The organism is Mycobacterium sp., assembly GCF_035603715.1.
In the GTDB taxonomy this organism is placed as follows: Bacteria; Actinomycetota; Actinomycetes; order Mycobacteriales; family Mycobacteriaceae; genus Mycobacterium.
Map to the genome: position 1 here is coordinate 1 of NZ_DATNJW010000015.1, position 8803 is coordinate 8803.

Sequence of the window (8803 nt, forward strand, 5' to 3'; positions counted from 1 at the left end):
CAGCAGGTCCGTGACTTCCACCACCAGATCAAGGGCGAAATGCCCAGCGGCGACCGGTATCACGCGTTGGACCCCGACACTTACTTCTGGGCGCACGCCACCTTCGTCGAGCAGGTGCTCTACTTCGCCGACACCTTCGTCAAGCGGCTGACCGATGCAGAGAAGCAGCAGATCTATCTCGAGTCGAAGACCTGGTACCGCCGCTACGGCGTCAGCGAGCGGCCGATGCCCGCTGACTACGACGAGTTCGAGCGGTACTGGGATCACATGATGGAGCGCGTCATGGTCGCGCATCCCACCGCGAAATACGGTGTGGGATACGTGACTAAAGGATTTCCCCGCCCCAAAGGTGTCTCGCCACTGGCGTGGCGGGTGCTGGCGCCGGTGTTCAATCCGGTCGCGGCTTTCCTGACCACCGGCGGCATGCCGCCGCGGGCCCGCACTCTGCTCGGCCTGCCCTGGAGCGAGCGCCAGGAGCGCCGCTACCAGCGGTTCGCTGCGGTGTGGCGGTCTCGGTCGGTGAACTGGCTGTGGGATCATCTGCCGATGCGACTGCGCTACAACGGATTTGCTCGAGCGGGCTATGCCCGGGGATGACCCGGCCACCCAAGCGATCCTCGACGCCGCCGTCGTCGAGTTCGAGCAGCATGGCTTTCGGCGGGTCGCGCTCGACGACGTAGCCCGCCGCGCCAAAGTCAGCCGAACCACCATCTACCGGCGCTTCGCCAGCCGCGACGAGCTGGTCGCCGCCGTCATCGACCGCGAGAACGCGGTGCTTTTCGCCAACATCGCCGAAGAACTGAAAAGCCGCAGGCCACAGTCGAATTACTACGTCGAGGCGTTCACCCTGTCGATCGTGCGGTTCCAGCAACACCGCGTGCTGACCCGGATGCTCGCCGACGAGCCCGGCCTGATGCTCGAATTGGCCCACCGGCACTGGAACGCCGCCGTCGAGCGGATGTCGGTCGCGCTGCGGGTGATCTTCCCCGACGGCTTCGCTGAGCAAATCGGCGCCGACGCCGTCGATCAGCTGGCCGACACCATCCTGCGTTACGCGGCAATGCTGTTGTTGTTGCCGACCCGGGAAACGCTTGCCGACGCCGAGGACATTCGCGCGTTTGCCACCGCACACTTCCTGCCCAGCCTGCCTGCGGCGCTGCGCGCCGTACCGGTGTGAATCGAGCGCGGCCGCAAGGGTAGGTGTTAGCGTCCCGTCATGGCGCCGACCCACGAGACGAGCGGCGCCACGCCGCTCCGCGGGGGGCTCTCGCAACGGCAGTTGAACATGATTGCGCTCGGCGGTGTCATCGGCGCGGGCTTGTTCGTCGGGTCCGGCGTCATCATCGGTGAGACGGGGCCCGGCGCGTTCATCACCTACGCGCTGTGCGGGGTGCTGGTCGTCCTCGTGATGCGGATGCTCGGCGAGATGGCCACCGCCAATCCGTCGACAGGTTCGTTCGCCGACTACACGCGGCAGGCGTTGGGCGGCTGGGCGGGATTCTCGGTGGGCTGGCTGTATTGGTACTTCTGGGTGGTGGTCGTCGGCTTCGAGGCCATCGCCGGCGGCGCCGTGCTGTCCTACTGGATCAAGGCACCGCTGTGGCTGCTGTCGGGGGTCCTGATGGTCGCGATGACCGCGACCAATCTGTTCTCGGTCGCCGCCTTCGGCGAGTTCGAATTCTGGTTCGCTGGAGTCAAAGTCGCGGCGATCGTGGCGTTTTTGACCCTGGGATCGCTGTTCGTCTTTGGCTTCTGGCCGCGGCACGGCCTCGACTTCAGCAACCTGACCGCACACGGCGGCTTTTTCCCGAACGGCGTAGGCACGGTATTCGGTGCCGTCTCGGTGGTCATCTCGGCGATGGTCGGCGCCGAAGTGGCCACCATCGCCGCCGCCGAAACCGCGAATCCCGAACGCGCGGTAGCGCGGGCGACCAAATCGGTGGTCGTGCGGATCGTCATCTTCTACCTCGGATCGGTGTTCCTGCTCGCGGTGATCGTGCCGTGGAACGCTGAGCGCCCAGGGGTGTCGCCCTACGTTGCGGCCTTGCGGGAGATGGGAATTCCCGCCGCTGGGCACATCATGAACGCGGTGGTGCTCACGGCCGCGCTGTCGTGTCTGAACTCCGGGCTCTACACCGCATCGCGGATGCTGTTCGTGCTGGCCGCCCGCGGCGAAGCACCGATGGACTTGGTCAAAGTGGGTCGACGCGGAGTGCCCTACCTCGCGATCCTCGTTTCATCGATCGTGGGCTTCCTATGCGTAATCGCGGCGTGGGTGGCGCCCGGGGCGGTGTTCACGTTCCTGCTGAAATCATCTGGCTCCCTTGTTCTTTCGGTCTACCTGTTGATCGCGATTTCTCAGATCGTGCTGCGCCGACGCACCCCGCCCGCCCGGCTACGGGTGAAAATGTGGCTGTTCCCCGGATTGTCGATCCTCACCGCGGCCGCACTCGTCGGCGTGCTGGTGTTGATGGCGTTCGACCCCAACGCCCGGATGGAGCTGTGGCTGGGTCTGCTGTCCTGGGCGGTGGTGTTGGCCTTGTACTTTGTGCCGAGGTGGCGGCGTGGGCCGGCCAGGGCCGAGGCTGCGGCGCACCAGCCGACCGGCCGGGCGAACCGTGTTCTGGTGCTGGCCAACAAAAACGTCTCTACGAGTGAGCTTTTCGATGTGCTGCGCCGCGTCGACGCCCAGCAGCGCGCCGAGTACTTCATCTGTGTACCGGTGAACCCGGTCGACACCGGCCAGGCCGAGCGAACCGGTCCGGTGTTCGTCCTGGACGCCACCGTCACGGCGGCGCAGGAACGTCTCGACGCCATCCTGACCGCGATGCATGGCATCGGGTTGTCCGCCGCAGGCGAACTCGGCGACTACCGGCCGCTGCGGGCGCTCGACGCCGCGGTGCGACGCTTCCGGCCCGACCAGCTGGTGATAGCCGAGGCCCGCTCGGCGTGGCTGCGCCTCGGCATGGTCGACAAGGTGCGGGCCACCTATCCGATCCCGGTCATCCACGTGGTGCCCGGGCAATCGGCGCTGAGCTCGGCCTGATCTGTCCGATGGCCACCACACCGCAACTGCAACAAGGCTTGTCGCAACGGCAGCTGATGATGATCGCCATCGGCGGGATCATCGGTGCCGGGTTCTTCGTCGGCTCCGGCGTGGCCATCGGGAAAGCCGGTCCCTCGGTGGTCCTGACGTATGTGGTGTGCGGCGTGCTGGTCATCCTGGTGATGCGGATGCTCGGTGAGATGGCCACCGCCAACCCGTCGACCGGGTCGTTCGCTGATTATGCCCGGCAGGCGCTGGGTGGCTGGGCGGGGTTCTCGGTCGGTTGGCTGTATTGGTATTACTGGGTGATCGTCGTCGGCTTCGAGGCGGTCGCCGGTGCAAAGGTCATCACCTACTGGTTCCACGCGCCACTGTGGTTGCTGTCGCTGATCCTGATGGTGTTGATGACGGCGACGAACTTGTTCTCCGTCTCGTCCTACGGCGAATTCGAATTCTGGTTCGCCGGAATCAAAGTCGTGAGCATCCTGGTCTTCCTGCTGCTGGGCTCGATGTACGCGTTCGGGCTGTGGCCGCATCGGCATGCCGATTTCTCCAACCTGCACGCCCACGGCGGATTCTTCCCGAACGGTCTACAGGGCGCCGTCGCCGCCATCGTGACGGTGATCTTCTCGATGGTCGGTGCGGAGATCGCCACGATCGCCGCGGCGGAAACCCCGGATCCGCAGCGTGCGGTTCAGCGAGCGACCAACGCGGTGGCAGCCCGCATCGCGATTTTCTTTGTCGGATCGGTCTTTCTGCTGACGGTCATCCTGCCGTGGAACTCCCTGCAAGCCGGCTCGTCGCCGTTTGTGGCGGCGTTGAAGCAGATCGGCATTCCCGGCGCCGACGAGGTGATGAACGCGGTGGTGCTCACCGCGGTGCTGTCCTGCCTGAACTCAGGGCTCTACAGCGCGTCCCGGGTGCTGTTCGTGCTCGCCGGTCAGCACGAGGCGCCGGCCCGGATGCTCAAAGTCAGCCGGCGCGGAGTGCCCTACCTCGCGATCGTGTCCTCGTCGGTGGTGGGATTTCTGTGCGTGATCATGGCCGGCGTCGCGCCGAACACTGTCTTCCAGTTCTTGCTCAACTCGTCGGGCGCCATCGTGCTGCTCGTCTACCTGTTGATTGCGCTGTCGCAGATCGTGTTACGGCGCAAGACGCCGCCGGAGAAGCTGCGGGTCAAGATGTGGCTGTTTCCCGGCCTGTCGATCCTGACGGTGGCCGCGATCTCCGCGGTGCTCGTGCAGATGGCGTTCGACAGCACCGCCCGCACCCAGTTCTGGCTCAGCCTGCTGTCCTGGGCCGTCACGGTCGCGCTGTATTTCCTGACCAAACGTGTTGCGGCCCGGGCTGATTAATCGCTTTTCGTCAGCAGTACGGCCTGCTCGAACGGCAATCTGCCGAAGACCCGGTGCGCCGCGCCGCTGACGTGTGCCGCCGCCTCTTCCTTGGTGACGGTTTGCGGGTTGGCGACGCTGAACGTTTTGCCGTGGCGGCGCATCTTCCCGCCGCCGGCGGCGTTCAGGTTCTTCAGCCAGTCGCGGTCCGGGCCGTAAGTCAGCAGGATCGCCACGCCCGGCTTCCCGTCGACGTCGGCGTTGAACACCGTCAACGGGGTGCGGTAGGGCTTGCCGGAACGACGTCCGACGTGCTCGAGGATGCCGAAGGACGGGGCCCAGCCGGCCCACATCCGCTGAATCGGGTTGGTCACGTGCCGGTTGAACCGGGCGAGCCGTTGCGGTAGTTGCATGCCGCTATCAAACACGAGACGCGCGGCATGACGCTACGGGTTGGCGTCCAGATGGGCTCACTCGCCCAACGTCGGCGAACCGGTAGCGCCGCGCCAGCGCAGCGCTTCCAGTGCCACCGCAACATGCACGCTCGAATCTTTCAGCGGTTGTGGCAGCAGCTCATCGGCGCGACTGAGCCTGCGCAACAACGTGTTTCGATGCGTGAAACACCGCGCGGCCGCCCGGGAGGCGTTGCATCGCTCGTGGACGAAGGTGAGCACGCTCTGGTGGAGTTCGGCATCTGCCGATTCGAAATCGCCGAGTGTGTGTTTGATGAACCGGTCCGCTCGTTCAGGATCCGCGGTGATCAATGCGATGAGTTCGACGTCGGCGAAGCTGACCACCCGCTGGGCCGAGCCCATCCGCACCACCATGCGCTGGGTGGTGATCGCGTCGAAATGGCTGCGCCGGAAGCCCTCCATTCCGGCCGCGGTGGGGCCGAGGGCGATTCGTACGCCAGGCAGTTGACTCACCGCGGCGGCGACACCCGACAGGTCCGGGCCGTCGGCGCCGGGCAACCAAACCCATCGGGTGGCTGCGCCGGCCAGCACCGACAGCGGCCGGCGTCCGTCGGCATTGCGCGCCATCGCCTCGACGGCACGGTCGAGATCGGAAAGCTTGGTGTTCGATTCGTCGCCCCAGATCACGGCGGCGGTGTGGTCCTGCCCGAGGCGGTATCCGAGTCGGTTCTCGGCGTGTTGCCGAGTGATCGGTGCCCCGTCGAGGATGAGCGCGACGATCTCGCGGTGTTCGGCATGCGTTCCGCGGGTGAGCGCCTCGCGTTCTACCTGCAGCTGACGGTAGATCGCGGCGACCGTCTCGTCGATGAAAGATGCGATCGAACGCGCCGAGACGTCGAGTAGCTCATGCAATTCATCTTGGTCGGATGTCAGCGCGAACGCGATCTGCATCCACGCGCGCCATGCCACATTTTGTCCGATCCGGTAGGCATCCACGGCCGTCGACTCGTCCAGCCCGCGGCGAATCAGGTAGCGAGCAATGGTCAGCGACTCGGGGCCGAGATTGGGCTGCACCGGCTCGCCGGGGTGGCTGATGTTGGCGGCTGCCCAATGCAGCCGATTTGAACGATTGCTTTGGCGCACCGCCTCGGCGAGCACCGGATCGCCGGCGACGGTCTGCATGTACTCCGGGGTCAGCGTGGCCTTGTTCAGCTCATCGAGCGGGAGCTCCTCAGGAGCGTCGAGGACGATCTTGGCGCCTTGTTGCATCAGTTCGCAGACCCGTTTTGACGGCACTTCCCAGCCCACCGACGCAGCGTATAGGCATTGGTGCACTATGCACCGTCATAAGTCGATTTTGGTGCGGGATGCCCTTGCCTCACAGGGCGAGCCCGCTGACTATTAAGCAGGATGTAACAAACTTTTCAGGTTTTTCTTAGGCGGGTGCAGCATGCGGCTCCGGCATTACCCATACGTCACGGCAGGTCTTGCCCTCGTCGGCGCCAGCATCATCGCCACCGCCCCGACAACGGTGTCGCCGCCCCACGTCTACCTACCCGACATCCTGCTCACCGCTGGCGACGAACCGGACGTCGTCATCGACGTCGTGCGGCACGCACAAATGATTTCGCCGTTCGAAGACGAGCTCACCCCCTCCCCAGCGTTTCCGGGGGCGCCGCTGAGCGATCTCGGTCAGCAGCAGGCGCAGGACCTCGCGACCAAACTATTCGACCAGCTGGGCCCGCATGTCGCCGGAATCTTCGAGGGGCAGGGGCTCCGGGAGATGGAAACCGCGGCACCATTCGCCGCGCTGGAGAACATGAGCGGCAATGTGCAGGTACTGCCCGGGCTCGACGAGATCGACAGTGGCATCTACGCTCTCGATCCGATTGACAGCACTGGCGGTCAGCTTGCTTTTCTGACCGCGGGCGCTTGGTCGCTGGGGTCTCCGTTTGGATTGGCGTTACTGCAGGCCCCCGGCTCTTCCGATGTCAACGGGGTGGTGTTCGACGCGAGGTTCACCGACGCCATCGACTCGATGTACGACGCCGCCGTCGTCAATCCGGTCGTCAGCGCGGACGGCCAGATCACTGACGTCGCGTTCAACAGCGAAGCGTCGATCTTCGTGTGGGCGCTGGACAACGTGAAAAACCCCGATCTGCCCTTTTTCATCAACCGCATCATCGAGGCCCACACCGTCCCCAACGGGCTTTCGACCGTGTTGCTGCCCAACACCGGTGTCGTCCAAATCGAGGGCAACCCCACCGACGGCTGGACACTGCTCAGCTGGGACGGGCAAGCCATCCCGCAGGACCCGGATTTGCTGTCAAGCCTGTTCGTCGACGTGCGCGACGTGGCCCTGCCCGAGCAAGCCGCGGAATGGAATATTTGGGAGGCCATTCTCGGCGGCGATTCGACGACGATCACGAACGCCGTTCAGACCGGATTCGAGCAAGTCGACTCGGCGCTGGCCCAGTTCCCCGAATCGATTTTCAATTCGATCAGCGACGCCTTGACGAACGTCATCGCCACCGAGGCCGGCGCACAAGCCGGCATGACGCTCAGCGATCTTGTCGCGACGTTGTTCTAAGTCACAGGTCAGCATGCGGGTTGGTCATCGCCTCTTCGTCATCGCAAGCGTCGCGCTCATCGGCGCCGGCGTCGTTGTCGTCACCCCGACCACTGCGGCGGTGCCCACGCTGCACGTAGCCCGCATCAAGCTGACCTCCGGCGACGCGCAAGACATCGTCATCGACATCGTGCGGCATGGTCAGCGACTGCCTCCTTTCAACGAAGTTGTCACCCCATCCCCGGACTACCCAGGACCTCCGCTCAGTGATCTGGGTCAGCAGCAGGCGCAGGACGTCGGCAGCCAACTGTTCAACGAGCTGGGTCAACACGTAGCCGGGATTTTTTCCGGGCAGTCGATCAGGGACTTGGAAACCGCGGCGCCGTTCGCGACGCTCGAGCACATGAGTGATGCCGTACAGGTACTGCCGGGGCTCAACGAAATCGACAGCGGAATTTACGCGGGCGACCCGCTCGACAGCCTCGGCGGATACCTGTACCAAGAGACGCCGCTGCTGTGGACATTGTTCGGACTGGTTTTGGCGCCAATCCCGGGGTCTAGCGACATCAATGGGATCGTCTCGGACAACAAGTTCACCGATGCCGTCGACGCGATGTACAACGCCGCCATGGCAAACCCAGTCGTCAGTGCGGACGGTCAGATCACCGATGTCGCGTTCAACAACGAGGCTGATGTCGCCGCCTGGGTAGCGCTGAACGTCAAAAACCCAGACATACCAATCCTGTTGAACGGAACCATTCAAACACTGCTCAATCCGGACGGCGACGGTAACGCTTTGCTGCCCGGCGGTGGGGTGGTCGAAATCGAGGGCAATCCCACCGACGGCTGGACGCTGGTCAGCTGGGACGGCCAACCCGTCCCCGCCGATCCGGGAGTGCTGACGCAGTTTGTCATGGCCTTGCGCGACCTGATCATCGCGCCGCAAACAGCTGCCTGGAACATCTACGAGGCCGCCTTGGGCGGCGATCCGGCAACGCTTGAGAGTGCTGTTCAGGCCGGCGTGCAAAGCATCGACGCGGCGTTGGTCCAGTTCCCCGAAATGGTGATCAACGACATCGTCGGCGCTTCGCAGAACCTCGCCACCGAGACCAGTGCACAAGCGGTGGGCGAGGCGGGGATGAGCCTCAGCGACGCTTTCGCGTCGTTCTAGCGTCACGGCAGCACAACCAGAATCCAACCCACCCGGGACAACGTCGGCGCCGAATACCTCTTCACGAGTATGAGGAGGATCGCAGTGACCTATCCCAGCGTCGACGACTTGCCCGAAGAGGCCACCTCTACGCTGCTCGGCGTCTGTAGCCAGCTCTCCCAGTCGCGGCATCGAGGCCTGGCCGGGTGGGCGGCGTCGGTGTCCGATGCTCTGTTGGTGCGGCTGGTGACGGTGACCACCGGCGTACACGTCGGTGGTACCACGACCGAA

The 8803-nt window shown here is 64.6% G+C and carries 9 protein-coding genes; 7 read left to right on the forward strand and 2 right to left on the reverse strand.

From position 1 onward, the window contains the following. The 4 genes from VN856_RS00495 to VN856_RS00510 form a co-directional block, all read left to right on the forward strand. On the forward strand, window positions 1–597 hold a 597-nt coding region (locus VN856_RS00495), incomplete at its 5' end, for an oxygenase MpaB family protein (protein WP_325685175.1). Further along, window positions 584–1177 (forward strand): helix-turn-helix domain-containing protein, encoded by a 594-nt coding sequence (locus tag VN856_RS00500; protein WP_325685176.1) that lies wholly within the window; start codon window positions 584–586, stop codon window positions 1175–1177. The genes VN856_RS00495 and VN856_RS00500, both read left to right, overlap by 14 nt. Window positions 1178–1216: 39 nt before the next feature. Continuing rightward, a complete protein-coding gene (locus VN856_RS00505) occupies window positions 1217–3046 on the forward strand; it encodes an amino acid permease (RefSeq protein WP_325685177.1) in 1830 nt (609 codons plus the stop codon). 8 nt (window positions 3047–3054) lie between these two features. Further along, on the forward strand, window positions 3055–4401 hold the full coding sequence (locus tag VN856_RS00510) for an amino acid permease (RefSeq protein ID WP_325685178.1): 1347 nt from the start codon (window positions 3055–3057) through the stop codon (window positions 4399–4401). Here VN856_RS00510 and VN856_RS00515 read toward each other — a convergent pair. Together VN856_RS00515 and VN856_RS00520 are read right to left on the reverse strand one after the other, a co-directional pair. Next, window positions 4398–4793 (reverse strand): nitroreductase family deazaflavin-dependent oxidoreductase, encoded by a 396-nt coding sequence (locus tag VN856_RS00515; protein ID WP_325685179.1) that lies wholly within the window; start codon window positions 4791–4793, stop codon window positions 4398–4400. The genes VN856_RS00510 and VN856_RS00515 overlap by 4 nt on opposite strands. Before the next feature lie 57 nt (window positions 4794–4850). Continuing rightward, complete coding sequence (locus tag VN856_RS00520) at window positions 4851–6101, reverse strand: PucR family transcriptional regulator (protein WP_325685180.1); 1251 nt, start codon at window positions 6099–6101, stop codon at window positions 4851–4853. A gap of 142 nt (window positions 6102–6243) precedes the next feature. On the opposite strand from VN856_RS00520, the gene VN856_RS00525 reads away from it, so the two are divergent. The 3 genes from VN856_RS00525 to VN856_RS00535 all read left to right on the forward strand — a co-directional run. Then, window positions 6244–7383, forward strand: a complete 1140-nt coding sequence (locus VN856_RS00525) for a phosphoglycerate mutase family protein (protein WP_325685181.1) — start codon at window positions 6244–6246, stop codon at window positions 7381–7383. Window positions 7384–7396: 13 nt separating this feature from the next. Then, window positions 7397–8533, forward strand: coding sequence for a phosphoglycerate mutase family protein (locus VN856_RS00530; RefSeq protein ID WP_325685182.1), 1137 nt, complete (start codon window positions 7397–7399; stop codon window positions 8531–8533). A gap of 84 nt (window positions 8534–8617) precedes the next feature. Continuing rightward, window positions 8618–8803: hypothetical protein (locus VN856_RS00535; protein ID WP_325685183.1), on the forward strand; the 186-nt coding region annotated here is incomplete at its 3' end.

Coding starts and splice junctions, on each gene's coding strand:
- VN856_RS00530 (WP_325685182.1), top strand. CDS start 7,397: ATGCGGGTTGGTCATCGCCTCTTCGTCATCGCAAGCGTCGCGCTCATC.
- VN856_RS00525 (WP_325685181.1), top strand. CDS start 6,244: ATGCGGCTCCGGCATTACCCATACGTCACGGCAGGTCTTGCCCTCGTC.
- VN856_RS00510 (WP_325685178.1), top strand. CDS start 3,055: ATGGCCACCACACCGCAACTGCAACAAGGCTTGTCGCAACGGCAGCTG.
- VN856_RS00500 (WP_325685176.1), top strand. CDS start 584: ATGCCCGGGGATGACCCGGCCACCCAAGCGATCCTCGACGCCGCCGTC.
- VN856_RS00515 (WP_325685179.1), bottom strand. CDS start 4,793: ATGCAACTACCGCAACGGCTCGCCCGGTTCAACCGGCACGTGACCAAC.
- VN856_RS00505 (WP_325685177.1), top strand. CDS start 1,217: ATGGCGCCGACCCACGAGACGAGCGGCGCCACGCCGCTCCGCGGGGGG.